Annotated in this window: 23 protein-coding genes; 7 read left to right on the plus strand and 16 right to left on the minus strand. The window is 74.1% G+C overall.

Annotated features, from left to right (window positions below):
* Nucleotides 1-53 precede the first annotated feature (53 nt).
* From FHU30_RS30540 to FHU30_RS30550, 3 genes are read left to right on the plus strand one after another with little or no spacing between them, the layout of a single operon-like run.
* Entirely contained in the window at nucleotides 54-998 is a 945-nt protein-coding gene (locus tag FHU30_RS30540) for an ABC transporter ATP-binding protein (protein ID WP_253880430.1), read from the plus strand.
* Complete coding sequence (locus FHU30_RS30545; RefSeq protein WP_253880431.1) at nucleotides 995-1,768, plus strand: ABC transporter permease; 774 nt, start codon at nucleotides 995-997, stop codon at nucleotides 1,766-1,768. The genes FHU30_RS30540 and FHU30_RS30545 overlap by 4 nt, the downstream gene beginning before the upstream one ends.
* Nucleotides 1,765-2,559, plus strand: coding sequence for a hypothetical protein (locus FHU30_RS30550; protein WP_253880432.1), 795 nt, complete (start codon nucleotides 1,765-1,767; stop codon nucleotides 2,557-2,559). The genes FHU30_RS30545 and FHU30_RS30550 overlap by 4 nt, the downstream gene beginning before the upstream one ends.
* Nucleotides 2,560-2,626: 67 nt before the next feature.
* Here FHU30_RS30550 and pheT read toward each other — a convergent pair whose 3' ends face one another.
* The 8 genes from pheT to infC all read right to left on the minus strand — a co-directional run bounded on the left by pheT (nucleotide 2,627) and on the right by infC (nucleotide 10,913).
* Nucleotides 2,627-5,104 carry a phenylalanine--tRNA ligase subunit beta gene (pheT, locus tag FHU30_RS30555; RefSeq protein WP_253880433.1) on the minus strand — a complete coding sequence of 826 codons (2,478 nt, stop codon included), beginning with the start codon at nucleotides 5,102-5,104 and terminating at the stop codon, nucleotides 2,627-2,629.
* Nucleotides 5,104-6,213 (minus strand): phenylalanine--tRNA ligase subunit alpha, encoded by a 1,110-nt coding sequence (pheS, locus tag FHU30_RS30560; protein WP_253880434.1) that lies wholly within the window; start codon nucleotides 6,211-6,213, stop codon nucleotides 5,104-5,106. The genes pheT and pheS overlap by 1 nt, the downstream gene beginning before the upstream one ends.
* Before the next feature lie 130 nt (nucleotides 6,214-6,343).
* Nucleotides 6,344-7,435, minus strand: coding sequence for a sensor histidine kinase (locus FHU30_RS30565; protein WP_253880435.1), 1,092 nt, complete (start codon nucleotides 7,433-7,435; stop codon nucleotides 6,344-6,346).
* 230 nt (nucleotides 7,436-7,665) lie between these two features.
* Nucleotides 7,666-8,217 (minus strand): STAS domain-containing protein, encoded by a 552-nt coding sequence (locus FHU30_RS30570; protein ID WP_253880436.1) that lies wholly within the window; start codon nucleotides 8,215-8,217, stop codon nucleotides 7,666-7,668.
* Between the two features lie 350 nt (nucleotides 8,218-8,567).
* Nucleotides 8,568-9,380: a TrmH family RNA methyltransferase gene (locus FHU30_RS30575; protein WP_253880882.1), complete on the minus strand. Its 813-nt coding sequence runs from the start codon at nucleotides 9,378-9,380 to the stop codon at nucleotides 8,568-8,570.
* 44 nt (nucleotides 9,381-9,424) lie between these two features.
* Nucleotides 9,425-9,802 carry a 50S ribosomal protein L20 gene (gene rplT, locus FHU30_RS30580; RefSeq protein WP_026415008.1) on the minus strand — a complete coding sequence of 126 codons (378 nt, stop codon included), beginning with the start codon at nucleotides 9,800-9,802 and terminating at the stop codon, nucleotides 9,425-9,427.
* A 73-nt stretch (nucleotides 9,803-9,875) separates the two neighbouring features.
* Entirely contained in the window at nucleotides 9,876-10,070 is a 195-nt protein-coding gene (gene rpmI, locus FHU30_RS30585) for a 50S ribosomal protein L35 (RefSeq protein WP_026415009.1), read from the minus strand.
* A gap of 183 nt (nucleotides 10,071-10,253) precedes the next feature.
* A complete protein-coding gene (gene infC / locus FHU30_RS30590) occupies nucleotides 10,254-10,913 on the minus strand; it encodes a translation initiation factor IF-3 (protein ID WP_301323915.1) in 660 nt (219 codons plus the stop codon).
* Between the two features lie 515 nt (nucleotides 10,914-11,428).
* On the opposite strand from infC, the gene FHU30_RS30595 reads away from it, so the two are divergent.
* Nucleotides 11,429-11,947 carry an NUDIX domain-containing protein gene (locus FHU30_RS30595; RefSeq protein WP_301323891.1) on the plus strand — a complete coding sequence of 173 codons (519 nt, stop codon included), beginning with the start codon at nucleotides 11,429-11,431 and terminating at the stop codon, nucleotides 11,945-11,947.
* Nucleotides 11,947-12,954, plus strand: a complete 1,008-nt coding sequence (locus FHU30_RS30600) for a carbohydrate kinase family protein (RefSeq protein ID WP_301323892.1) — start codon at nucleotides 11,947-11,949, stop codon at nucleotides 12,952-12,954. The genes FHU30_RS30595 and FHU30_RS30600 overlap by 1 nt, the downstream gene beginning before the upstream one ends.
* A 67-nt stretch (nucleotides 12,955-13,021) precedes the next feature.
* On the opposite strand, the gene FHU30_RS30605 is transcribed toward FHU30_RS30600, so the two are convergent.
* The gene (locus FHU30_RS30605) at nucleotides 13,022-13,702 is read right to left on the minus strand and encodes an HIT family protein (RefSeq protein WP_253880438.1); all 681 of its coding nucleotides are present in this window, start codon (nucleotides 13,700-13,702) and stop codon (nucleotides 13,022-13,024) included.
* Nucleotides 13,703-13,833: 131 nt separating this feature from the next.
* On the opposite strand from FHU30_RS30605, the gene FHU30_RS30610 reads away from it, so the two are divergent.
* Complete coding sequence (locus FHU30_RS30610) at nucleotides 13,834-15,177, plus strand: prenyltransferase/squalene oxidase repeat-containing protein (protein ID WP_253880439.1); 1,344 nt, start codon at nucleotides 13,834-13,836, stop codon at nucleotides 15,175-15,177.
* 42 nt (nucleotides 15,178-15,219) lie between these two features.
* On the opposite strand, the gene FHU30_RS30615 is transcribed toward FHU30_RS30610, so the two are convergent.
* The 7 genes from FHU30_RS30615 to FHU30_RS30645 all read right to left on the minus strand — a co-directional run bounded on the left by FHU30_RS30615 (nucleotide 15,220) and on the right by FHU30_RS30645 (nucleotide 23,066).
* Nucleotides 15,220-16,041, minus strand: a complete 822-nt coding sequence (locus tag FHU30_RS30615) for a shikimate dehydrogenase (RefSeq protein WP_253880440.1) — start codon at nucleotides 16,039-16,041, stop codon at nucleotides 15,220-15,222.
* Nucleotides 16,038-17,708, minus strand: coding sequence for an endolytic transglycosylase MltG (gene mltG, locus FHU30_RS30620; protein ID WP_253880441.1), 1,671 nt, complete (start codon nucleotides 17,706-17,708; stop codon nucleotides 16,038-16,040). Before mltG ends, FHU30_RS30615 begins: the two co-directional genes overlap by 4 nt.
* Nucleotides 17,705-18,163 (minus strand): Holliday junction resolvase RuvX, encoded by a 459-nt coding sequence (gene ruvX / locus FHU30_RS30625; RefSeq protein WP_253880442.1) that lies wholly within the window; start codon nucleotides 18,161-18,163, stop codon nucleotides 17,705-17,707. The genes mltG and ruvX overlap by 4 nt, the downstream gene beginning before the upstream one ends.
* Nucleotides 18,160-20,829, minus strand: coding sequence for an alanine--tRNA ligase (gene alaS, locus FHU30_RS30630; RefSeq protein ID WP_253880443.1), 2,670 nt, complete (start codon nucleotides 20,827-20,829; stop codon nucleotides 18,160-18,162). Before alaS ends, ruvX begins: the two co-directional genes overlap by 4 nt.
* A 1-nt stretch (nucleotide 20,830) precedes the next feature.
* Complete coding sequence (locus tag FHU30_RS30635; RefSeq protein WP_253880444.1) at nucleotides 20,831-21,151, minus strand: hypothetical protein; 321 nt, start codon at nucleotides 21,149-21,151, stop codon at nucleotides 20,831-20,833.
* Nucleotides 21,148-21,606 carry a DUF948 domain-containing protein gene (locus FHU30_RS30640; RefSeq protein WP_253880445.1) on the minus strand — a complete coding sequence of 153 codons (459 nt, stop codon included), beginning with the start codon at nucleotides 21,604-21,606 and terminating at the stop codon, nucleotides 21,148-21,150. Before FHU30_RS30640 ends, FHU30_RS30635 begins: the two co-directional genes overlap by 4 nt.
* A 191-nt stretch (nucleotides 21,607-21,797) precedes the next feature.
* A complete protein-coding gene (locus FHU30_RS30645; RefSeq protein ID WP_253880885.1) occupies nucleotides 21,798-23,066 on the minus strand; it encodes a replication-associated recombination protein A in 1,269 nt (422 codons plus the stop codon).
* A 261-nt stretch (nucleotides 23,067-23,327) separates the two neighbouring features.
* Between FHU30_RS30645 and FHU30_RS30650 the strand changes: the two genes are divergently transcribed.
* Complete coding sequence (locus FHU30_RS30650) at nucleotides 23,328-23,807, plus strand: hypothetical protein (protein WP_253880446.1); 480 nt, start codon at nucleotides 23,328-23,330, stop codon at nucleotides 23,805-23,807.
* Nucleotides 23,808-23,811: the final 4 nt, after the last annotated feature.

The raw sequence follows: 23,811 nt of genomic DNA on the forward strand, positions 1-23,811 counted from the left end.
TCTAAGGCGCGGTCTTAGGGCTCCGGGGGCCGCCTTACGGTCACCGTCGGGGCATGGAAGCCGCAGTCTCCGCGTCCGCGCTGCGCCGCACCTACGAGCGCAAGCGCAAGGACGCCGTCGTCGCCCTGGACGACCTCACGCTCTCGATCGCCCGGAACGAGATCCACGGGCTGCTCGGGCCCAACGGAGCGGGGAAGACCACGCTCGTCAAGATCCTCTCGACCGTGCTGCTGCCGACCGCCGGGACCGCCCGGGTGCTCGGCCACGATGTCGTGGCCGAGACCAGGACCGTCCGGACGCTCGTCGGGCTGGTGCTCGGCGGGGACCGGGGCCTGTACGACCGGCTGAGCGCCCGCCGGAACCTGCTGTTCTGGGGAGCGCTCTACAAGCTGGACGCCCGGACCGTCCGCCGCCGCGCCGACGCCCTGCTGGAGCGGGTCGGCCTCGCCGAGCGGGCGGACGACCCGGTCGAGCGGTTCTCGCGAGGCATGCGCCAAAGGCTGCATCTCGCGCGCGGACTGCTGCACGAGCCGCAGGTCCTCTTCCTGGACGAACCCACGTCCGGGCTCGATCCGGTCGCGGCGGTCGCGTTCCGGCGGCTCGTGCTGGAGCTGCGCGACGAGGGCCGCACGTTCCTGCTCGCCACGCACGACATGGACGAGGCGACCGCGCTCTGCGACCGGGTCTCGCTCATCGATCGCGGACGGCTGCTGCTGACCGACGACACCGCGAGCATCGGGCGCATCCTCGGGGACCGCGAGTGCGTCGACTTCGTCCACGACGACGGCACGCACGCCGAGGCGCTGGCGCTGCTTCCGGAGGTCACCGACGTGGAGCGGCTCGACGACCGGTGGCGGGTGCACACCGCCGACCGCGACGGGTCCCGGCGCGTCCTCGCATGGCTCGTCGAACGGGACGTGCTCACCGCGCGGCACGCCCAGCCGACCCTCGAAGAGGTCTACCTGCGGACCGTCGGCGACCGGGGGATGCGGGTATGACGTACCTCAGAGTCGTGTGGCAGGCGTTCCGGCTCCAGGCCGAACTCGCCCGGCGCGGGCCGCAGCACCTGCTGATGCTGCTGGTCACGCCCATGCAGACCGCGAGCCTCCTGGCGCTCACGCTGCACAGCCACCGGCCGGACGCCCTGGTCAACGCGGTGATCGCGCCCGGGATGATCGGGCTGTGGGTCGCGGCGCTGGACTACGCCGGGAGGGTCGTCCCCGAAGACCAGTGGGCCGGACGGTTCACGCCGATGGTCGCCGCTCCCGTCCCGCTCACCGTGGTCGTCGTCGGGCGGGTCGCCGCGGTCGTGCTGGTCGGCGCGGTCGCGTTCGCCGAGTCGTGGCTCACCGCGGCGGTCGGCTTCGGCCGGGTGCTGACCGTGGCCGAACCCGGGGTGTTCGCCGCGGCCGTGCTGGCGACCTGCCTGGCCGCGGTCGGGACGGCGATGCTGCTGTCCGGGGTGATCGCGCTGTCGCGGGCGCGGGACGTGCTGCAGAACTCGCTGAGCTACCCGTTCTACATCCTCGGCGGCGTCGTGTTCCCGATCACGGTCCTGCCCGCGTGGGTGCGGCCGTTCAGCCGGGTCGTGTTCCTGTCGTGGAGCGCGCAGCTGCTGAGGGACGCCGCGCACGGGACGGTCCGGCACTGGGCCGTCTCGCTCGCGGTGATCCTCGCGCTCGGCGCGGCGGCCCTCGCGGGCGGGATGTGGCTGACCCGCCGCGTCGTGGACGGCGCCCGGCGCAAGGGGACGGTGGGGTTCGCATGAGGGACGTGCTCCGGATCGTCTGGCAGGCGGTCATCCTCGGCTTCGCCGAGATGCGCCGCGTCTACACCTGGAAGACCTGGACGTTCGGCTGGCTCATGCGGCTGCTGTGCCAGGTCACCTTCTACGCCCTGCTCGGCTCCTACCTCGGCGACCCGCACCTGATGCGGTACGTGCTGGTCGGCAACACCGTCGGGCTGGCCTGCCTGGAGTCCACGATCGTGGTGATCTCGCTGGCGGGCGAGCGCGCGATGGGGACGCTCCCGCTGCTCGCCATCGCGCCCGCCGGGCACCTGCCGGTCTACCTCGGGCGCGGCCTCCAGTGGACGACGACCGGGCTGATCAGCTCGATGGTCGGCTGGACCGTCCTGCCGCCGCTGCTCGGCGTCCCGCTCCCCTGGCCGCGCGCCGCCTACGCGATCCCGGTCATCGTGCTCGTGGTCATCAGCAGCTACGGGTACGGATGCGCGCTCGCCGGCGTCGCCCTGCGGCTGCGCGGAGTCGAGTGGCTCGTCCTGAACGTCGCCTACGGGATCGTCCTGACCTTCGGCGGGACGAACGTGCCGCTGTCGTTCTGGCCCGCTCCCCTGCGCGCGGTGCTGGAGTTCCTGCCGCTCGTCCACGGGTTGCAAGCCGTCCGGGGAATCCTGGACGGCGCGCCGGTCGGGCACGTCTTCGGCCTCATCGGGATCGAGGCGCTCGTCGGCGCGGGCTGGTACCTGGTCGCGTGGCTGTCCATGGACCGCCTCGTCAGCGTCGGGCGCCGCACCGGCACCCTCGACTACGCCGGCTGACCAACGGGAAACGCCCCCGGCCGCAAGACCGGGGGCGTTTCTCGTTTGCGTTGACGCGGGTATGCGCTTACGCGCCGCGCAGGACCGCGCCGGTGCGCTCGGCGGCGACGGCGACGGCCGCATCGCGGGCCTCGCTCGCCTCCTCGGCGGTCAGCGTCCGGTCGGACGCGCGGAACCGCAGCGTGTAGGCGAGGGACTTGCGGCCCTCGCCGACCTGCTCGCCGGTGTAGACGTCGAACAGGCGCAGCGACTCCAGCAGCTCGCCCGCGCCGTCCCGCAGGGCGGTGGCGACCTCGGCGGCGGGCACCGCGGCGTCCACCGTCAGCGCCACGTCCTGCGTCGCGACCGGGTAGCCGGACACGTGCGGCGCCCGGACGTCCCGCGGCTCGCCGAGCAGCCGGATCTCCAGCTCCATCGCGCAGCTGCGGGCGGGCAGCCCGAACGCCTTCACCACGCGCGGGTGCAGCTCGCCCGCGTGGCCCACGAGCGTGTCGCCCGCGTACAGCGCGGCGCAGCGGCCCGGGTGCCACGGCGCGTGCCGGTCGGCCTTCACGGTCAGCTCGACGCCCGCCTCGCGCGCGACCGTGCGGGCGGCCTCCACCGCGTCCGCCCAGTTCGCGGGCTCGCCCGCGCCCCACCAGCCGGACGGGGCGCGCTCGCCGGACAGCACGGCCGCGACGCGCAGCGGCTGGTCGGGCAGCGCCGCGTCGACCGAGGCGATCTCCTCGGCGGACGGGCCGCGGTCGACCGGCAGCCGCGGCGCGGACTTCGGCGCGCCCGGACGCGGCCGGAACACGCGGCCGACCTCGTACACGGCGGCGTCGCCGAAGCCGCGCCCGACGTTGCGGGCCAGCGCCTTCAGCAGGCCCGGCAGCAGCGTCGTGCGGAGCAGCGGCTCGTCCTCCGACAGCGGGTTGGCCAGGCGCAGCGCCACCCGGCGCGCGTCGTCCGCCGGGAGCTGCAGGTCGTCGGCGTCCTTCGCGGAGGTGAACGGGAAGGACAGCACCTCCACGTACCCGGACCCGGCGAGCGCGCGGCCGATCCGGCGGCGCAGCCGCTGGTCGGCGGTCAGCCCGCGGCCCGCGACCGGACGGGGGGCGTGCGACGGGATGTTGTCGTAGCCCTCCAGCCGGATGACCTCTTCGGCGAGGTCGTTCGGGTCGTTCAGGTCCGGACGCCACGACGGCGGCGTCACCGTCAGCGTGTCGTCGCCCTCGACGGTGCAGCCGACCTGCTCCAGGCGGCCGACGACCGCCTGCCGGTCGTACACCACGCCCGCGACGCGCGACGGGTGCCCGAGCGCCATCGTGATCGTGCGCGGCGCGACCTCGGCCTCGGCGCTCGTCACGCCGGGGACGACCTCCGCGCCGCCCAGCTCGGCCAGCATCCGCGCCGCGCGCGCCGACGCGTACAGCGGCAGCTCGCGGTCGACGCCGCGCTCGAACCGGTAGGACGCCTCGCTGTGCAGCTTGTGCCGGCGCGCCATCCGGGCGATCGCGACCTCGTCGAAGTGCGCGGCCTCGATCACCATGTCGGTCGACTTCTCGTCGATCTCGGTGTTCAGCCCGCCCATCGTGCCGGCCATCGAGATCGGCCCGGACGCGTCGGCGATCAGCAGGTCCTCGGCGTCCAGCTTCCGCTCGACGTGGTCGAGGGTCTCCAGCCGCTCCCCCGCCTCCGCACGGCGCACCACGATCGGGCCGGTCAGCTTGGCGCGGTCGAAGGTGTGCAGCGGCTGGCCGAGCTCCAGCATCACGTAGTTGGCGACGTCCACTGCCAGCGACACCGGGCGGACGCCGGCGCGGAACAGCCGCACCTTCATCCGCAGCGGCGTCTCGGCGGACGGGTCGAACCCGCGCACCTCCCGCAGGACGAACCGGTCGCAGCCGGACGCGTCGGCGATCGAGGCCGGGTAGATCTCGCCCGCGTCGTCCGGGAGCTCGACGTCGGCCGGGTCGTGGAACGGCACGCCGTAGGCCGTCGCGGCCTCCCGGGCGATGCCGCGGATCGACAGCGCGTAGCCGCGGTCCGGCGTGACGGCGATGTCGAGCACGTCGTCGCGCAGGCCGAGCAGCTCCATCGCGTCCGCGCCGACCCCGGTCTCCGGCGGCAGCACCAGGATGCCGTCGTGGTCGTCGCCGATCGCCAGCTCGCGGACCGAGCAGATCATGCCCTCGGACATGTGCCCGTAGGTCTTCCGCGCACCGATCTTGAACCCGCCGGGCAGTTCGCCGCCGGGCAGGATGACCACCACGTGGTCGCCGACCGCGAAGTTGGTCGCGCCGCAGATGATCTGCTGCGGCTCGCCCGTGCCGTTGGCGCCGCCGACGTCCACCGTGCAGAACCGGATCGGCTTCTTGAAGCCGGTCAGCTCCTCGATGGTCAGCACCTCGCCGACCACGAGCGGGCCGACGATGTCCGCGCCCGCCCGGTCGACGGTCTCGACCTCCAGGCCCGCGTCGATCAGCCTGGCGGCCAGCTCCCGGCCGGTGATCCCCTCGGGCAGCTCGACGTACTCGCGCAGCCAGGAAAGCGGGGCCCGCATCAGATCTCCATCCCGAACGGGAGGGTGAACCGGACGTCGCCCTCCACCATGTCGTGCATGTCCTCCACACCGTGCCGGAACATCAGCGTGCGCTCGACGCCCAGGCCGAACGCCCAGCCGCTGTACCGGCCCGTGTCGATGCCGCAGGCGGTCAGCACGCGCGGGTTGACCATGCCGCAGCCGCCCAGCTCGATCCAGCCCTCGGACGAGCAGGTGCGGCACGGCTCGCCGCCCGGCTCGGCCGACGCCCCGTGGCACACGAAGCACTGCATGTCCACCTCGGCGGACGGCTCGGTGAACGGGAAGTACGACGGGCGGAACCGGGTCTTCAGGCCGCCGCCGAACATGCCCGTGACGAACGCGTCGATCGCGCCGCGCAGGTCGGCCATCGTCAGGCCCTCGTCAACCGCGAGCCCTTCGAGCTGGTGGAAGACCGGAGCGTGCGTCGCGTCCAGCTCGTCGGTGCGGAAGGTGCGGCCCGGCGCGACCACGTAGACCGGCAGCTCGCGCGACAGCAGCGAGCGGATCTGCACCGGCGAGGTGTGCGTGCGCAGCACCAGGTCGGACTCCTCCGACTCCACGAAGAAGGTGTCCTGCATGGACCGCGCGGGGTGGTCGGGCTTGAAGTTCAGCGCGTCGAAGTTGAACCAGCCCGCCTCGACCTCGGGCCCCTCGGCCACCTCGAAGCCCATGGCGACGAAGACGTCGGCCATCCGCTCCTGAAGGGTGGTCAGCGGGTGCCGGGCGCCGCGCGGCGCGCGGTCCCAGGGAAGGGTGACGTCGACGGTCTCCTCGACCAGGACGCGCTGGTCGCGCTCCTCCTCCAGCTCGGCCTGGCGCTTCTTCAGCGCCTGCGCGACCGCGCCGCGGGCGGCGCCGACGCGCTTGCCCGCCTCGGCCTTGGCCTGCGGCGGCAGCGCGCCGATCTCCCGGTTGGCGAGGGCCAGCGGCGAGCGGTCGCCCGCGTGCGCCAGCCGGACGGCCTTCAGGCCGTCCAGGTCGGTGGCCTCGGCGATCGCGGCGAGCGCCGCGTCGCGGGCCCGGTCGAGCTCCGCGGGTTGCAACGCGGTCACCTCGACGGGGTCGTAGGACTTGTTGGGTGCAGACATGGTGATGTGATAGCTCCGGTCGGCGTGGGACGTCCGCAGTCTAGTGCGCGGACGGTGAAGATCCGGAAAAGCGTGCGCGGTGCGCGCCGCCCGCGCGGGGAGCCCGGGCGCCGGACCGCTGAGCGGGCGCTCAGGCGGTGGCGTGGTCGGGCGCCCCGGCGGGCACGGTAAATCGGAACTCGGCGCCGCCGCCGGGCGCGCGCCGCACGGTGATCGTGCCGCCGTGCGCCTCGACGAGGCCCTTCACGATGTAGAGGCCGAGGCCGGTGCCGCCGCGGCGGCCGGAGGCGGGCCCGCGCCAGAACTGCCGGAACACGCGCTGGGCGGCCTCGGGCGGGATGCCCTCGCCCTCGTCGCGCACCGACACCGCGGCCCCCTCCTTGTGAGCGTCCGGCTCCACCACGATCGTGACAGTACCAGCGCCGTGCCGCACCGCGTTCTCCACCAGGTTGCCGAGCACCTGGTCCATCTTGTCGGGGTCCAGCCACAGCTCGGGCAGCTCGCCGCGTGCCTCGAACCGGAACCGGTCGGCCGGGTCGCCCGCCGCGACCCGGCCCGCGATGATCTTGCGGACCTCCTCGGCCAGGTCGACGACCTGGCGGCGCATCTCCAGCCGCCCCGCCTCGATCCGGGACACGTCCAGCAGCTCGGTGATCAGCCGGGTCACCCGGTCGGCGTCGGCGTTCACCGTCTCCAGCATGACCAGCTTCTGGTCGTCGTTGAACCGGTGCCACTTGGCCAGCAGCGTCGCGGTGAAGCCCTTCACACTGGTCAGCGGCGACCGCAGCTCGTGCGCGACGGTCGAGACCAGGTCGGCCCGGTCGCGCTCGCGGCGGGCGCGGCGGGCGGCGTCCCGCAGGGTGACGGTGAAGCGTTCCACCCGTCCCGCCCCGTCCCGCCGGTAGGCGGCGCTGACCAGCAGCTCCGTGCCGTCCGGGAGGAACAGGGTCTGCTCGGGGTGCCGGGAGCGGGTGTTCAGGCCGTCGTAGGGCGCGGCGCACTTCCACCAGTCCCGGCCCTCGGCGTCGTGCAGCGGCAGGACGTCGCGGAAGTCGCTCCCGAGCGCCGCGTCGGCCGCGACGCCGGTGAGGCGCCGGGCGGCGGCGTTGAAGACCTCGACCAGGCCGTCCGGGCCGGCGACGAGCAGGCCGTCCGGCAGGTCGTCGGGCTCGACCGCCCCGGGGACCGGCGGATCGGCGTGCCCGGCCCTGCGACCGGGCACGCGCCGACGCGCGGTCGGGGAGTCCTCTCCACCCACGGACGGCCTCCAGAACACCGGACGGGACGCGGCCTGACGACAACAGACTCTATCCGGAGACGGCGGCGCCGCGGGACCCGAGAAGCTCTGCGGGGCAAGCGTTTTGTGTCCCTCGCGCCCCTGCGCGGCACGCGGCCGCGCGGGGCTCCGGGACCCGGCCCGGGCGGGCTGTACCCGCCCTTACCGGGGGCCGGTCAGCCGCGGCCCGCGGTGGCCGCCTCGGCCGCCGCGACCGCGCCGGCCACGTCGGCGTGCAGCGGGAACAGGGTGTCCAGGCCGACGACCCGCAGCAGCCGCAGCTGCGCCGGGCGCACCCGGGCCAGCCGGAGCCGCCCGCCGCGCGCGACCAGCGCGTTGCGGACCGAGACCAGCACCCCGACGCCGCTCGCGTCGCAGAACCGCACGCCGCCGAAGTCGAGCACCAGGTCGGTGCAGGCCGGGCCGTCCTTCAGCCCGGCGAGGCCGGTCAGCTCCGCGCGCAGCGCGTCGGCGGTGCGCAGGTCGATCTCGCCGGCGACGGCGACGACCGTGGTCGTGCCGTGCGCGGCGGTGAGCTCGGTGCGCAGCTGCGCGGGCCCCGCGCAGGTCGCCGCGCCGTGCGCGGACGCGCCGTGCGACGGCCCGCCCAGGACGGCCGAGGCGGCCGGTGCGGCCGCCGGACGGCCCGCGGGGACGCCGGTGCGGCATCGGACCTCGGGTCCGCGCCGGACCGCGCGCCGGCCCGCCGTCCCCCTGTGGTCGGTCATTCGATCCCCCATCTCGCGGCGTCGCCGCCGTCCCACGGTTCCACCGTAGGCAGCCGTCAACGCGTGTGAATCCCCCGTTGGACCGGTTCGGCCCTCCTCCGATGGAAGGAACCGCCGGTACCGCGCCCGTCTCCCCCGCCCGCCGGATCCGGCAGGCGGCGCGGCCCCCGCCGCGCCTTCCGGGCGGGTCCATCTTCGCAGGCCGCGATGGGTGCGGGCGCCGTACGGCGCGAACCGTCCGGTTGCGGTCAGCACCGAACCGGAAGGCCCGGGCGTCCGTCCGCTCCGAACCGCGCGCCGCCCGGGGCGGCGCTCAGCGCAAGGGTCGGGGCAGGGCCCGGGGGCAGTGGTCAGGCGCGCTGGGCGCGCGCCGAGGCGTACAGGCAGACGGCGGCCGCGGTCGCCAGGTTCAGGCTCTCCGCGCGGCCGTAGATCGGCACGCTGACCACCTCGTCGGCGTGCCGGAGCGTCTCCTCGGGCAGGCCCCAGGCCTCGTTGCCGAAGACCCAGGCCGTGGGGCGGGCCAGCAGCCCGCCGTCGATCGCCTCGTCCAGGGTGCGGTCGCCCGCGCCGTCGGCGGCCAGGACCGTCAGCCCGGCGGCCTTCAGCTCGGCGGCCAGCGGCTCGAACCGCGGGCCCGTCACCACCGGGAGGTGGAACAGGCTGCCCGCCGAGGCCCGCACGCACTTGCCGTTGTAGGGGTCGACCGAGGCGTCGGTGAACACCACCGAGCCCGACCCGGCGGCGTCGGCGGTGCGCAGGACGGTGCCGGCGTTGCCGGGGTCCCGCACGTGCGCGAGGACGGTCACCAGCTTCGGCGCGCCCGCCAGGGCCTCCGCGAGCGGGACGTCCAGGAACCCGCAGACCGCCAGCAGCCCCTGCGGGGTGACGGTCTGCGCCAGCTCGGCCATCACCTCGCCGCTCACCCGCAGCACCGGCGCGCCCGCCTTCTCGGCGGCCGCGACCAGCTCGGGGTGGCGGCTCTCCGCCTCGGCGGTGGTGAACAGCTCGACCAGGCCGCCGGGGATGGCCAGGGCCTCCCGGACGGCCTGCGGTCCCTCGGCGAGGAACCGGCGCTCGTTGCGCCGGAAGGCCCGCTTGGCGAGCCGCCGAGCGGCCTTCACCCGTGGTGATCGGATCGAGGTCAGCTCGCGGCCCGCCATGCTCACGCCGGTACTCGTGCCCGTGCTCGTCGTCCGGGCCGCGCTCAGGCGGCCTTCTCGCCCTCGGCCGGCAGCGCGGCCTTGGCGACCTCGACGAGCGCCGCGAACGCGGCGGCGTCGTTGACGGCCAGCTCGGCCAGCATGCGCCGGTCGACCTCGACCTCGGCGGCCTTCAGGCCCTGGACGAACCGGTTGTAGGTCATGCCGTTCGCGCGGGCCGCGGCGTTGATGCGCTGGATCCACAGCCGGCGGAACTGGCCCTTGCGGTCCTTCCGGTCACGGAAGGCGTAGGTCATGGAGTGGAGCTGCTGCTCCTTGGCCTTGCGGTACAGGCGCGACCGCTGGCCGCGGTAGCCGCTCGACCGCTCCAGGACGACCCGACGCTTCTTGGCGGCGTTGACCGCCCGCTTCACGCGTGCCACGTTTCGAACTCCTTCGTGGGGGCCGGCGGCTCAGGCGCCGGCCGGTCGTACGGACTGCTGGTCTGGCGGCTGCTTACTTGCGCAGCAGCTTCTTGATGTTCTTCGCGTCGGCGGGCGACACCACGACGGTGCCGTCGAGACGGCGGGTCCGCTTGGTGGGCTTGTGCTCGAGCAGGTGGTTCTTGTTGGCGCGGCGGCGGATCACCTTGCCGGAGCCGGTCAGCTTGAACCGCTTCTTGGCCCCGCTGTGGGTCTTGGTCTTCGGCATGGCGCCGTCGTCTCCCTCTCGTTCGGACCCCCGTGCTCGGCACGGAGGCGCGCCTGATCGGCGTGGCACCACGGGTCGCGCGGTGCGACGCCAGGTCAGGCTCAATGTACGTGCGTCTCTGCCCTGCTGCCGCAGGGCACCACCCCGCTCGCGCGGGGCCCGGCGGACCGGGGCGCGGAGCACTCAGCCCTGCGCGGACTCCTGCTCCTGCGCGTACTCCTGCGCGCGCTCCTCGGCGCGCGCGGCGCGCTCCGCCTTGGCCTCGGCCTTCGCCTCGGCCTTCTTCTTGTGCGGACCGAGCACCATGATCATGTTACGGCCGTCCTGCTTCGGCCGGGACTCGACGAAGCCGAGCTCGTCGACGTCCTCGGCGAGGCGCTGGAGCAGCCGGTAGCCCAGCTCGGGCCGGGACTGCTCGCGACCGCGGAACATGATGGTCACCTTGACCTTGTCCCCGGCCTTGAGGAACCGCACCACGTGACCCTTCTTGGTCTCGTAGTCGTGCGGGTCGATCTTCGGCCGGAGCTTGATCTCCTTGATGACCGTGTGCGCCTGGTTCTTCCGCGCCTCACGCGCCTTCATCGCGGACTCGTACTTGAACTTGCCGTAGTCCATGAGCTTGGCGACGGGCGGGCGCGCGGTGGGCGCCACCTCGACCAGGTCGAGGTCCGACTCACGCGCGAGTTCAAGGGCCTTGGCGATGGGCACGATGCCCACCTGTTCGCCGTTCGGGCCGACGAGCCGGACCTCGGGCACGCGAATGCGGTCGTTGATACGCGGTTCGGCGCTGATGGGACCTCCTAGGAGCCGTGCGTGGCAAGCTTGCGACCGGTTGTACCCCAGGGCCCCTCATGCGAAAAGCCCCGCACGACGCGCATGCGGGGCCACCTTCGGTCGGGTCGTCGCCCTACGGGGACGGCGACCACGGAACGGGCGCCGGGGCGCCGTTCACGGACCGGGACCCACCGGCCGTGTGGCCGGTCAGGTGGGAGGTGGCCTCCGCTTGAACGTCCGGTACGCCTCCTCCGCGAGGAGGGACGCACAGGACCGGTCGACCACCAAGACTAACACCCTTCGGGGACTGGTTGTTCCACCCCGCCCCACGATCTCGTCACGAAACCGTACCGCGACCGGCGGCGCGGCCGTGCCGGACCGGCGGAGCGGCCGCGCCGCGGCCGTCCGGACCATGATCGTCCTGTCCGCGGGCCCCGGGCGGCGGCGCGGCCGGCCGCCGCGGGGCGCGGGTGCCGCCGAGGTGAGGTGCATGTGCCCGGACGGTTCGGGGCACCCGACCCCCGGCGGGGTTACGGTTGGACCAGGACGGCCCGACGGGGCCGCGTTGCGAGGGGTCTCCCGCCATGCCCGCACCCGCCGCCCCCACCGCGATCACCGCGCTCACCGCCCCGCCCGGCGCGCCGGTCCGGCTCGAGTTCGCGCAGAAGGCCTTCATCGTGGCCGGCGACCCGGCGGCCGGGGACCGGCTGCTGATGGTGCGCAAGTCCACCACCGACCCGCACCATCCCGGGCGCTGGGAGGTGCCCGGCGGGCGGCTGCACGTCGCCGGCGACCTCGATCTCGACGACCACATCCGCCGCGAGGTGTGGGAGGAGGTCGGGCTGAAGATCGATCCGGGGCCGCCGTTCCACCTGTGGCAGTGGTTCATGCCGGACGGTCCGGGCGAGCAGGTCCGGGTGGTGGCCGCCGCCCGCACGTGCCGCCCGCTCACCCTGGACGTGAGCCTGGAGCACCGGGTGGCCGACGACCATCTGGACGAGTCGGCGTGGGTCCCGCTCGGCCGGGCGTCCTCGCTGGACCTGATCCCGAGCCTGCGCCCGGTGCTGCGGGAGTTCCTGCGCCTCCACCCGGCCGCGCGCTGATGCCGCGGGGGCGTCCGGACGGGCGGGCGGCGCCGCCCGGCGCTCCGGGGCCGCCCCCGGACGTGGGGACGCCGGTCGCCACCCCGGGGCTCGCGGGCGCGGCGCGGCGGCGGTTCTCGGTGGTGGTGCTGGGCGACGTGCGGATCGAGGTGCGGGCGACGCTGCGCGGGGTCCGGTTCGCCGAGGTGTCGGCCGACCGGCTGGCGTACGCGCCCGCGAGCGCCGTGGTCGGCGGGACGGCGGTCAACATGGCGCGCTGCGCGGTGGAGTACTTCCGCCGGGTGGCGGTGCTCGGCCGGATCGGCGACGACGACTTCACCCCGGTCGTCCGGCGGGAGCTGCGCCGGATCGGGGCCCGCGACCTGCTGCGCGCCGAGCCCGGCACCGCGAACGGCGTGACGGTCATGCTGCGCGACCTGGCCCCGGGCGGCGGGCGCGGCGCGCGGCTGCTCATCGCCGAGCACGACGCCCCGGACCGCCGCCTCTCCCCCTCCGACGTCCGGGACGCGGTGCGCCCGATCCGCCGCGCCGACGCGCTGTGCTGCGACGGGTACGCCTCGCTGGCGGCGGCCTCGCGGGCCGCGCTGCGCACCGCGATGGAGGCCGCGCGGGCGGCGGGCACGCTCGTGCTGTTCGACCTGGTGCCGCACGACGTGGACGGCCGGCTCCCGCCGGAGGAGGCGCTCGCCCCACTGGCTCTGGCCGACATCGTGACCAGCGAGGCGCCGACGCTGGCGCGGCTCCTCGGGCGGCCGGGCCCGAGGACGGCCGACGACACCCTCGCGCTCGTCCCGGCGCTGGACGCGCTGGTCCCCGGACGTCCGCTGTGGCTGCTGCGGTTCGGGCCGTCCTCGCTGGAAGGCGTGCTCGCCCACCGTCGCGGCGACCTGACCCTGCACTACGCGTCCGGGTACGCGGAAGGGGTGGAGCGCATCGGGTTCGGCGACCGCCTGGCCGCCGCCGAACTGTACTGGTGGCTCGCACGGCGCGCCGCAGGAGCACGCTAGACGACCATCAACGGCTAGGCGACCGTCAACGGTTGGGTGACCGTCTCCGGCTGGCGAACGTCTCCGGCTAGGCGGCCTGGTCGGTGTCTTCGACCGCCGCGCGCAGCGTGTCCAGGGTGTCGTGGAAGCGCGCCCGGCTCGCGTCCGTCGCGAAGACCTCCTGCCAGCGCCACGGGCCTGGAGCGCGCATCGCGGTCGCGGCGGCGTGCCGGAGGTACTGCCCCGGGACGCCCTCGCCCGGATGCACCGTCGCCGTCCCCGACTCCTCGACGAGCAGGTAGGAGCGTCCGGTCTGCTGCCGTTCGCGCAGCAGGGCGTGGCCGGCCGGGACGCCGTCCAGCCCGTCGCGCGCGAGCACCGCGCGGACGCCGGTGACGCCCGGCAGCAGGTGCCAGTGGAAGTGGTCGACGCACGCCCCGCCGCCCTGCGGGGACGCAGGGCCGTGTTCCAGGACGAGCAGCCCCGTATCGCCGTAGGCGCGCTGGAACAGCCGCGCGACCATGCCGCGCCAGGCGACCGCGCGGTCCCACAGGTCCGGGCCGAACGCCCCCGCGCACGGCAGGTGCGCCGCCGCGACGAGCAGCAGGTGCCCCTCGGCCAGCGGCGCGAGGTCGGGCATCAGGAAGAACGCGTCGTCCTCCGCCAGCACCGCGTCCCGCCCCGGGAGCCCGGCGATCGTGTTCAACCGGAACCGCAGGGGCGGGCACAGGACGCAGTCCTCGTCCGGCACCGCCCGATCCGCCGTCATGCCGCCTCCTCCGTCGCCACGGAGAGTGCCCGCCGGGGCGTCCGCGATCTGCGCGGAACCGCCACAACCGTGGCGCCCGGACGGTAGAGCACCTGTCCTTCCGGGCACATACCCGGTAGAAGGCCCCCACAGTGAACACTCCCCTGAACCAGCAGCGACAGCGCACCGAACAGCCGCCGAACACCCGGTCCACCGGCGACCGGCTCGACATGGCGCTCCTCCACCGCACCCTCGACGAGTCCCTCGACGTCCTGCGGGACACCTACGCGCCGGCGAACGGCACCGGCGGCGGCTGGTACCACGAGCTGGCCCGGCCCGAACCCGGCGCGACCGCCACCGCGCTCGGGCTGCTCGCCTTCACCGCCGCCGGACGGCCCTTCGAGCACTTCGACGCGGGCCTGGCGTTCCTCGCCGCCCGGCAGGTCGAGTCGTCCGACCCGCTGCGCGACGGCGGCTGGGCCACCAAGACCAGCCTCGGAATGCCGGTCGTGGAGGCGACCGCGTGGATCGCCCGGTTCCTCGCCATCGCCCGCTGCGACCTGCGCCCGGACGCCCCGGACCTGCGCCGCGCCTACGGCTGGCTGCTGCGCAACCAGAACACCGACGGCGGCTGGGGGTCGCTGCGCGGCGCGCCGTCCCGGACCTGGCTGACCTGCCTGGCGCTGCGCGCCCTCGCCCGGCTCAACCCCTACGACCCGGCGGTCGAGCGCGGCGTGGAGTGGCTGACCGGCGACCGGACCGCGCTGCGCCCCGGCTGGGGGTCCACCCCGGCGGCCGCGCCGACCGTCGCGCACACCGCGTTCGCGCTGGTCACGCTCGCCGAGGCCCGGCCCGGGCAGGAGGACGACCGGCTGCTGGCCGCCTACGACTGGCTCGCCGCGCACCTCGACCCGACCGACGACCACACCTGGATCGAGACCTACGACGTCATGCCGCACGGCCCGATCGCCGCGCCGATCTGGCGGATGGCGCTGTGGCACTACGGGCTCCCGCTGGCCGTGACCGCCCTGGTGCACGACCCGCGCGGCGTCCCGGGGCCGCTGCTCGGACGCGCCGTCCGGACCCTGCTCGCCACCGCCGCGCCGACGCCGTCCTGGTCCGGCTACCCGGTGGACGGGCGCACCTCGCTGTGGACGCTGTGGTGGCGGCTGGACGCGCTGATCGAGCTGGCCCGGATGCCGCTGGCCCGCGCCCGCGACGTGCTGCACTGGCTGCCGGACGCGACGGTCGTGCAGCGGGCGCACGCCCGGGACCGTCCGCTGCCCGCGCTGCTGCCCGCCCGGCCGCGCCCGGACCCGGTCCGGTTCGTCAAGCGGTACTGGTCGTCGCTGCTGCTCGCCTCGGTGGTGATCGGCGGGCTCGGCGGTGTCGAGGGGCACGCGTGGGGCTGGCGCGACTTCTGGCTCAGCGTGATCATCCCGATGGCGATGACCACCGGGCACGAGTCCCTGCGCCGCCGCAAGGCCAAACAGTAAGCGCCCGGAGCCTGGATCAGGCGGCGGAGTCAGGCGGCGCGTTCAGGCGGCGCGGCGGGACAGTTCGGCCTCGCCCGCGGCCCGCATCGCCGCCACCGGGACGTCCTCGCGGCCGGTCATCAGGGCCACCTGCCGGACGGCCTGGTGCAGCAGCATCTCGAACCCGCTGACCACGCGTCCGCCCGCCGCGCCGACCGCGCGGGCCAGCGCGGTCGGCCAGGGCGCGTACACCACGTCGAACAGCGCCGCACCGGACGCGGCGACCGGCTCGGCGAACGCGTCGGCGGTCCGGCCCGGCAGCGTGGAGATGACCAGCTCGGCGGGGAGCGCCGCGTCAAGATCGTCCAGCCGGACGACCCGCGCGGACACCCCGAACCGCTCCCCCACCTCGACCGCCTCGGCCGCCCGCTCGGGGCTGCGCACCGCGACGGTCACCCGCGACGCGCCGAGCCGCGACAGCGCGGCCAGCGCGGACGCGGCGGTCGCGCCGCCGCCCAGCACCAGCACCGACCCGGCGCTGTCCAGGCCCGCCTCGCGCAGCGCCGTGACGATGCCGTGCACGTCGGTGTTGTCAGCGGAGCGCCGCCCGTCCCGCAGGACGAGCGTGTTCGCGCCGCCGACCTTCGCCGCCAAGTCCGACACCGAGTCGGCGAGCGACAGCGCCACCCGCTTCAGCGGCATCGTCAGCGACAGGCCGCGCCACGACCCGTCCAGGTCGCCGAGGAAGCCGGCCAGGCCCTCCTCGCCGACCTCGAACGCCTCGTACGACCAGTCGTCCAGGCCCATCCCGGCGTAGGCGGCGCGGTGCAGCACCGGCGACAGCGAGTGCGCGACCGGCGAGCCCAGGACGGCGGCCCGGTTCACTTGCCCTCCGGATGCGCCGCCAGCCACTTGTCGAGCTTGGCCTTCATCCGGGTGAACTCGGCCTCGGTCGTGCCGTACTCGGTGTAGCCGTTGGACGGGTCGGTCGTGACGAAGAACAGCCACGGGCCCTTGGCCGGGTCGAGCGCCGCCTTGAGCGCGTCAGCGCCGGGGCTGTCGATCGCGCCGACCGGCAGCGGCTTCACCAGGTAGGAGTTGTAGGGCGACTTGACCTGCGTGTCCTTGTAGGTGACGTGCAGGGTCCGCTTGTTCAGCGCGTACAGCACGGTCGTGTCGAGCTGCAGCGGGCGCCCGGCCCTGATCCGGTTGTAGAGCACCCGCGCGATCTTCGGGTAGTCGGCCTTGGTGCCGCCCTCGGCCTGCAGCAGGCTCGCGAGCGTGACGACCTGCCCCGGGTCGAGCCCGACGCCCTTGGACTTGTTGACCAGGTCCAGGTCGCGGGCCTCCTGGTTGAACCGGTCGACCATCTGCTTGAGGATGTCCTTGGCCGGGGCGCTCGGGTTCAGGTTGTACTGCCCCGGGTAGAGGTAGCCCTCCACCTTGCCCTTGGCGTAGGACGGCAGGCCGAGGCCCTTGCCGTCCTTCGCGGCGTTCTGGAAGCTCTTCACCGAGATGCCGGTCTTCTTCGACAGCTTCTCGAACACCTCGTTGGCGCGCAGCCCCTCCGGCAGCGTGATCATGTTGCCGGCGCGGGCCTTCGGGTCGAGCAGCAGCGCCATCGCCGCCTTGGACGACATCCGCAGCCGCATCTGGTAGTAGCCCGGCTGGAGGCTGGACGCCTTCGGCTCGTGCGAGTACACCTTCAGGAACGCGCGGACGCTCTTCACCACGTCGTGCTTCTGCAGCGTCGAGGCGATCACCGAACCGGAGTCGCCGTCCTTCACCTGGACGATCACGTTCCCCGACCCCTGGCCCGGGTAGTCCGGCGGGTGCATCCGGTTGTCGAGCCACGCGTAGCCGAGCACGCCGCCGGTGCCGACGATCGCGACCAGGAACGCCATCGCGAACAGCACCGCCGCGCGTCCCTTGCCCTTGCGGCGGCGCTGCTTGGAGCGCGCCCGCCGCTGGTCCTCGCGGGTGAGCCGGTCGCCCCGGTTCAGCTGGTCGTCGAGGAGGTGCCCGCCGCCCTGGCCCTGCGCCTGCTCCTCATCGTCGTAGTACTCGTCGTCGTAGTACTCGTCCTGCTCATACTGCTCGTACTGGCCGTGCTGCTGCTGGTACTGACCCTGCTGCTGGTCGTACTGGCCATGCGGCTGTTCGTACTGCTGCTGACCTGGGTGTTGCTGCCCGTACTGGTCGTACTGCTGCTGCTCGTACCCCTGCTGCTGCCCGGGGTGCTGCTGGCCGTGCTGCTGCTGGCGGCCGTACTGGTCGCGCTGCTGCCCGGCCTGGCCGTACTGCTGGTGCTGGTCGTACTGGTCCTGGCGGTACTGCTGCTGGTCATAGCCCTGCTGCTCGTACTGCTGCTGCTGACCGTGCCGCTGGTCGTACTGCTCCTGCTCGTACCGCTGGTCCTGGGCCGGACGGCCGCGGCCGCGCCGCCCGCGTCCCGACTGGCCCCCGCCCCCCGAGCGCCCGCGGCCGGACTGGCCGCGGCCGGGACGGCCGCGGCCGTTCGGCGGTTCGGAGAACAGGTCCACGTCGCTCATCGGCTCTCCCGGACGATCTCACCGGGCGGGCGACCTGTCGATCGCTCGCCGTCCAGGGCCGCTTGGAGCAGGACGGCCGCGGCGGCCTGGTCGACGACCTTGCGCCGGGCCTGGCCGTGGATCCCGCCCGCGCGCAGGCCGCTCTCGGCCGTGACGGTGGTGAGCCGCTCGTCGTAGAGGCGGACGGCCCCGGGGGGTAGACGCTCCGCGAGCATCGCGGCGAACTTGCGGGCGGACGCCGCCGCCGGGCCTTCCCGGCCCGACAGCGACGTCGGAAGTCCCACGACGACCTCGATCGCCTCGTTCTCGGCGACCAGCCGTACCAGCCGGTCGACGTCCCCCTTGCCCGCCTTCACGGTCTCCAGGGGGGAGGCGAGGATGCCGCCGGGGTCGCTGCGGGCGACGCCGATCCGGACGCTCCCCACATCGACTCCCAGTCGGACTCCGTTCCTCATGCGGCCCCTACGGCTCGTTCCACGGCGGCCAGCGCCTCGCCGATCTTGCCGGCGTCCGCGCCTCCGCCCTGTGCGAGGTCGTCCTTGCCGCCGCCGCCTCCGCCGAGGGTCTTGGCGGCCAGGCCGACGAGCTGGCCCGCCTTGAGACCGCGCTCGCGCGCACCCTCGCTGAGGGCGATGACGACGACGGGCCGGTCCTTGGGCGCGCCGGCGACCATCACCACGGCCGGACGGCCCTGGAGGCGGCCGCGCACGTCCACGGCGAGCTTGCGCAGGTCGTCCGCGCCGGTGCCGTCGGGGGCGCGGTGCCCCACGAAGGCGATCCCGTTGACGTCCTGCGCCGAGTCGGCGAGACCGGCCGCGGCCTGCAGGACCTGCTGGGCGCGGACCTTCTCCAGCTCCTTCTCGGCGTCGCGCAGGCGCGTGACCAGGCCGGAGATCCGCTCGGGCAGCTCCTCCTTGCGCGCCTTGAGCTGCTCGGAAAGCTGGTTCACCAGCACGCTCTCGCGGGCCAGGAAGCGGAAGGCGTCGATGCCGACCAGGGCCTCGACGCGGCGCACGCCCGCGCCGATGGACGACTCGCCGAGCACCTTGACCAGGCCAAGCTGCCCGGACCGCGCGACGTGCGTGCCGCCGCACAGCTCGCGCGAGTACTCGCCGATCTCCACGACCCGGACCTCGTCGCCGTACTTCTCGCCGAACAGGGCCAGCGCGCCCATCGCGCGGGCCTCGTCGATGGAGGTGTGGAAGGCGCGCACGTCCAGGTCGTTGACCAGGACCTCGTTCACCTCGTCCTCAACGTCGCGCAGCACGCTCACCGGGACGGCGCCGGAGGCGGTGAAGTCGAACCGGAACCGGCCGGGCGAGTTCTCCGACCCGGCCTGCGCGGCGGACTCGCCGAGCGCGCGCCGGAACCCGGCGTGCACCAGGTGGGTCGCCGAGTGCGAGCGGGAGATCGCGTGCCGCCGCTCGACGTCGACCTCGGCGTAGGCGGTGTCGCCCGCCCGCGCCTCGCCGCCGCGCACCACGCCCCGGTGCACGACCAGGCCCTTCAGCGGCGACTGGACGTCGCGGACCTCGATGGACGCGCCGCCGCCGAGCCGGATCACGCCGGTGTCGGCGAGCTGGCCGCCGCCCTCGGCGTAGAACGGGGTGCGGTCCAGGACGACCTCGACCTCGGCGCCCTCGCCCGCGGCGGGCACGTTCGCGCCGTTCACCAGCAGGCCGACCAGGCGGGCCTCGCCGACCAGCTGGCCGTAGCCGATGAAGTCGACCTTGCCGCCCGCCTCGGTGAGCAGCGCGTCCAGGACCGAGACGTCCAGGTTGCCGGTCTTCTTGTCGCGCGCGTCCTGCTTGGCCCGGTCGCGCTGCTCCTTCATCAGCCGGCGGAAGCCCTCCTCGTCCACCGACAGGCCCTGCTCGGCCGCCATCTCCAGGGTGAGGTCGATCGGGAAGCCGTAGGTGTCGTGCAGCTTGAACGCCTGGTCGCCCGCGAGCACCTTGGCGCCCGAGCCCTTGGTCTCCGCGACGGCCGTGTCGAAGATCGTCGTGCCGGTGCGCAGCGTGGAGAGGAAGGACTCCTCCTCCGCGTCGATCACGGTGTGGATGTTGGCGGCGGTGCGGATCAGCTCCGGGTACTGCTCGCCCATCGCCTTGATCGCCACGTCGGTCAGCTCGTGCATCAGGCCCGCGTCCTGCCCGCCGAGCAGCCGCAGGTTGCGGATCGAGCGGCGCAGGATGCGGCGCAGCACGTAGCCGCGGCCCTCGTTGCCCGGCCGGATGCCGTCGGACACCATCATCGTGCCGGACCGGACGTGGTCGGCGACGACCCGCAGCGACACGTCCGCGCGGTGCTCGGCGCCGTAGGTGGTGCCGGTGAGCTGCGCGGCGCGGTCGAGCACCCGCCACAGGGTGTCGGTCTCGTAGATGTTGTCGACGCCCTGGAGGATGGCGGCCATCCGCTCCAGGCCCATGCCGGTGTCGATGTTCTTGTGGGCCAGCGGGCCGAGGATCGGGAAGTCGTCCTTGCCCTGGCCGGGGCCGCGCTCGAACTGCATGAACACCAGGTTCCACACTTCGAGGTAGCGGTCCTCGTCGACGACCGGGCCGCCCTCGCGGCCGTACTCCGGGCCGCGGTCGTAGTAGATCTCCGAGCACGGGCCGCACGGCCCGGGGACGCCCATGGACCAGAAGTTGTCGGCCATGCCGCGGCGCTGGATGCGCTCGGCGGGCACGCCGACCTTCTTGTTCCAGATCTCGGCGGCCTCGTCGTCGTCGTGGAAGACGGTGACCCAGAGCCGCTCCTCGGGGAACCCGAAGCCGCCCTGCTCGCGCGGCGAGGTCAGCAGGTCCCAGGCGAACGGGATCGCCTGCTCCTTGAAGTAGTCCCCGATCGAGAAGTTGCCCAGCATCTGGAAGAACGTGGCGTGCCGGGTGGTCTTGCCGACCTCTTCGATGTCCGGGGTGCGCACGCACTTCTGCGAGCTGGTCATGCGCTGCGCCGGCGGGGTCCGCTGGCCGAGCATGTACGGCTTGAACGGGACCATCCCGGCGTTGACCAGCAGGAGGGTCGGGTCCTCCGCGACCAGGCTGGCCGAGGGCACCACCAGGTGCCCGCGCTCTTCGAAGAACTTGAGGAAGCGGCGCGCGACCTCTGCCGACTCCATATCAGTGGCCATCCTTGTCGTTGACGATCGTGTAACGCGCCCGCAGGACCCGGCGGGCGGGGCGGGGGTCCTCGGGGCCCGGGAGGGTGCCGTCGAGCCCGACGGCCTCCCGCAGCTCCTGCTCGCGCGCGGCGGTCTCGGCCTTCACCTCGGCGGCGAAGTCGAGCAGCCGCCGTCCCGCGCCCTGCCCGGCGTTCACCGCGCGGACCGCGACGCCCTCCGGCGACCACTCGCGGGCGAGGCGCTCGACCCGCCGCTTGACCCGGTGGGAGGCGTAGACGCCCGCGCCCGCGCCGACCGAGAGCCAGAACAGCCGCTTCACCGCCGCCTCCCGCGTCCGCCGCCGGTGCTCCCGCGGCCGCCGTTCGCGCCGTTGCTCCGCGACGCCTGGGCCGGGAGCTGCGGACGGCTCGGCGGACGCTCCTCGCCGGACCGGTTGCCGAGGGCCTTGCGCACCCCGTAGGAGAACGCGGCGGCCTTGACCAGCGGGCCGCCGACGACCGAGGACATCACGGTGGTGACCGCCGAGACGTTCTGGGTGACCGTGCCGACCTGCTTGGTGATCACGTCGGTGCGGCCGAGCTGCTCGTTGGCGCGCCGGACGGTGCGGGCCATGTCGTCCATCAGCGGCCCGGCCTGCTCGCCGATATCGGCGACCATCTTGGTCGCCTCGCGCAGCAGCCGGGCGAGTTTGAGGAGCGTGTAGGCGAGGAAGGAGACCAGCACGGCCCAGAACACGGCCACGATGAGACCTGCTAGCTGTCCACCAGTGAGCATCAGGGCTTTCCGTTCGCTGTGTCGTCTGCGGCGGTCGCCGGTACGCGGACCGCGATGCGGTATTCGCCGCGCGGTTCTCGGTACGCGGTTTTCGGCCGCGGCCGGGCTGGTCTGACAGACCTTACCGTGGTCCGGCCCCGGCGGCGGGCCACCCGCCCGGGGCCCCGGCACGAGATCGTCCCGCCTCCGGGTCAGTTCTCCTTGGGGCGGGCGGTGCCGCGCAGCACCGCCCTGATTCGTCCCAGAACCTCCGTGAAGCGGGCCTCCGCGCCGTGCCGGGTGGGGCGGTAGTACTCGCGCCCGTGCACGTTGTCGGGGGCGTACTGCTGCTCGACGACCCCGCCCGGGAACTTGTGCGCGTACTTGTACCCCTTGCCGTGCCCGAGCTTCTGCGAGCCGCGGTTGTGGGCGTCGCGCAGGTGCAGCGGGACGGGCCCGACCAGGCCCTTGCGGACGTCGCCCAGCGCCTCGTCCACGGCGGTGATCACGGCGTTCGACTTGGGCGCGACGGCCAGGTGGATCACCGCCTGGGCGAGGTTGATCCGCGCCTCGGGCAGCCCGACGAACTCCACCGCCTGGGCGGCCGCGACGGCGGTCTGGAGCGCGGTGGGGTCGGCCATGCCGACGTCCTCGCTGGCGTGCACGATCAGCCGCCGGGCGATGAACCGCGGGTCCTCGCCCGCCTCGATCATGCGGGCGAGGTAGTGCAGCGCGGCGTCGGCGTCGCTGCCGCGGATGCTCTTGATGAACGCGCTGATCACGTCGTAGTGCTGGTCGCCGTCGCGGTCGTAGCGGACCGCGGCCCGGTCGACGGCCCGCTCCAGCACGGCGACGTCGACCGGCGCGCCCTCCTCGGCGACCATGGCGGCCGCCTCCAGGTAGGTCAGCGCGCGGCGGGCGTCTCCCCCGGCGAGCCTGACCAGGTGCTCCTCGGCGGCGGGTTCCAGCTCGGTCGCGCCGCCCAGGCCGCGCTCGTCGGCGAGCGCGCGGCGGATCACCTCGCGCAGGTCGTCCTCGCCAAGCGGCTCCAGGGTGAGCAGCAGCGACCGGGACAGCAGCGGGCTGATCACCGAGAAGAACGGGTTCTCGGTGGTGGCGCCGATGAACGACACCCACCGGTTCTCCACGGCGGGGAGCAGCGCGTCCTGCTGGGCCTTGTTGAAGCGGTGCACCTCGTCCACGAACAGGACGGTCTGCCGGCCGGCCATGCCCAGCTCGCGGCGGGCCAGGTCGATCTCGGCGCGGACCCGCTTCACGCCGTCGGTGACGGCGGAGATCTCCACGAAGCGGCGGCTGGTGACCTGGCTCACCACGGTCGCCAGCGTGGTCTTGCCGGTGCCAGGCGGGCCCCACAGCACCAGCGACATCGGGGCGTCGCGCTCCACCAGCTGGCGGATCGGGGTGCCGGCGCCGAGCAGGTGCCGCTGGCCGACGACCTCGTCCAGGCCGCGCGGGCGCATCCGCACCGCCAGCGGCTGGTGCGCGCCCGCAGCACCCGACGCGCCCCCGGGCCCGCCGGCCCCGTTTCCGGGTACGGGCTCGGGGCGGCGGGCGGGCTCGGCGCCGCCGGCCGCCGGATCATCGAAGAGCCCCTCCGGCTCCCCCGCTCCCAGGCTGCTCGTCACCCTCCGACACTATCTCGGACCGGTGACAACTCAGGATGATCGGGAACGCACGGGACGTCGCAGGCGTTGGGACGTCGCGGAGGTGAATCCGAGCAGGTGACCGGAACCGCGGCCGACCACGCGCCGCAGCGCGCGGATCAGGGCACGGCACAGCGCCCGCCACAGGGCACACCACAGCGCCGCCACGGGATGGCGGGACTGCTCGTGGTGCTGTTCGCGTTCGCCGGGCTCGTGTTCAGCTACGGGCTGGAGCACGTCCCGCCGCCCGACATCTGCCACGCGCACTCGATCACCTGGCTCGCGCCCGCCGCCGACGGGAGCCCGCACCTGCGCCTGGTCGGCGTGGACGGCGCGCCGCCGACCTCGATCAGCTCCCATGACCGGACGCCGCCCGCGCCCATCGACACCTGCCTCTGCCTGGCCGTCCTGCTGGGCCTGATGCTGCTCGCGCTGGCCGCGCGTCCGGGCCGGTGGGCGCTGCTGCTGCCCGCGCGACTGGGCTGGCGGTCCGCCGAGCCGGCCCGCCCGTCCCCCTCGCCCCTCTCGCTGGCCTCCTTGCAGGTCCTGCGGCTGTAGAGGC

The organism is Actinomadura rupiterrae (assembly GCF_024172125.1).
Classification (GTDB): domain Bacteria; phylum Actinomycetota; class Actinomycetes; order Streptosporangiales; family Streptosporangiaceae; genus Spirillospora; species Spirillospora rupiterrae.

Excerpts from the sequence above, each read along its gene's own strand:
- FHU30_RS30570 (WP_253880436.1), bottom strand. The coding sequence starts at position 8,217 with ATGACCGACCACAGGGGGACGGCGGGCCGGCGCGCGGTCCGGCGCGGA.
- alaS (WP_253880443.1), bottom strand. The coding sequence starts at position 20,829 with ATGGAGTCGGCAGAGGTCGCGCGCCGCTTCCTCAAGTTCTTCGAAGAG.
- pheS (WP_253880434.1), bottom strand. The coding sequence starts at position 6,213 with ATGTCTGCACCCAACAAGTCCTACGACCCCGTCGAGGTGACCGCGTTG.
- FHU30_RS30545 (WP_253880431.1), top strand. The coding sequence starts at position 995 with ATGACGTACCTCAGAGTCGTGTGGCAGGCGTTCCGGCTCCAGGCCGAA.
- FHU30_RS30600 (WP_301323892.1), top strand. The coding sequence starts at position 11,947 with ATGCCGCGGGGGCGTCCGGACGGGCGGGCGGCGCCGCCCGGCGCTCCG.
- mltG (WP_253880441.1), bottom strand. The coding sequence starts at position 17,708 with ATGAGCGACGTGGACCTGTTCTCCGAACCGCCGAACGGCCGCGGCCGT.
- FHU30_RS30595 (WP_301323891.1), top strand. The coding sequence starts at position 11,429 with ATGCCCGCACCCGCCGCCCCCACCGCGATCACCGCGCTCACCGCCCCG.
- FHU30_RS30550 (WP_253880432.1), top strand. The coding sequence starts at position 1,765 with ATGAGGGACGTGCTCCGGATCGTCTGGCAGGCGGTCATCCTCGGCTTC.
- FHU30_RS30645 (WP_253880885.1), bottom strand. The coding sequence starts at position 23,066 with ATGCGCCCGCGCGGCCTGGACGAGGTCGTCGGCCAGCGGCACCTGCTC.
- ruvX (WP_253880442.1), bottom strand. The coding sequence starts at position 18,163 with ATGAGGAACGGAGTCCGACTGGGAGTCGATGTGGGGAGCGTCCGGATC.
- FHU30_RS30605 (WP_253880438.1), bottom strand. The coding sequence starts at position 13,702 with ATGACGGCGGATCGGGCGGTGCCGGACGAGGACTGCGTCCTGTGCCCG.
- FHU30_RS30575 (WP_253880882.1), bottom strand. The coding sequence starts at position 9,380 with ATGGCGGGCCGCGAGCTGACCTCGATCCGATCACCACGGGTGAAGGCC.
- rpmI (WP_026415009.1), bottom strand. The coding sequence starts at position 10,070 with ATGCCGAAGACCAAGACCCACAGCGGGGCCAAGAAGCGGTTCAAGCTG.
- FHU30_RS30540 (WP_253880430.1), top strand. The coding sequence starts at position 54 with ATGGAAGCCGCAGTCTCCGCGTCCGCGCTGCGCCGCACCTACGAGCGC.
- pheT (WP_253880433.1), bottom strand. The coding sequence starts at position 5,104 with ATGCGGGCCCCGCTTTCCTGGCTGCGCGAGTACGTCGAGCTGCCCGAG.
- FHU30_RS30640 (WP_253880445.1), bottom strand. The coding sequence starts at position 21,606 with ATGCTCACTGGTGGACAGCTAGCAGGTCTCATCGTGGCCGTGTTCTGG.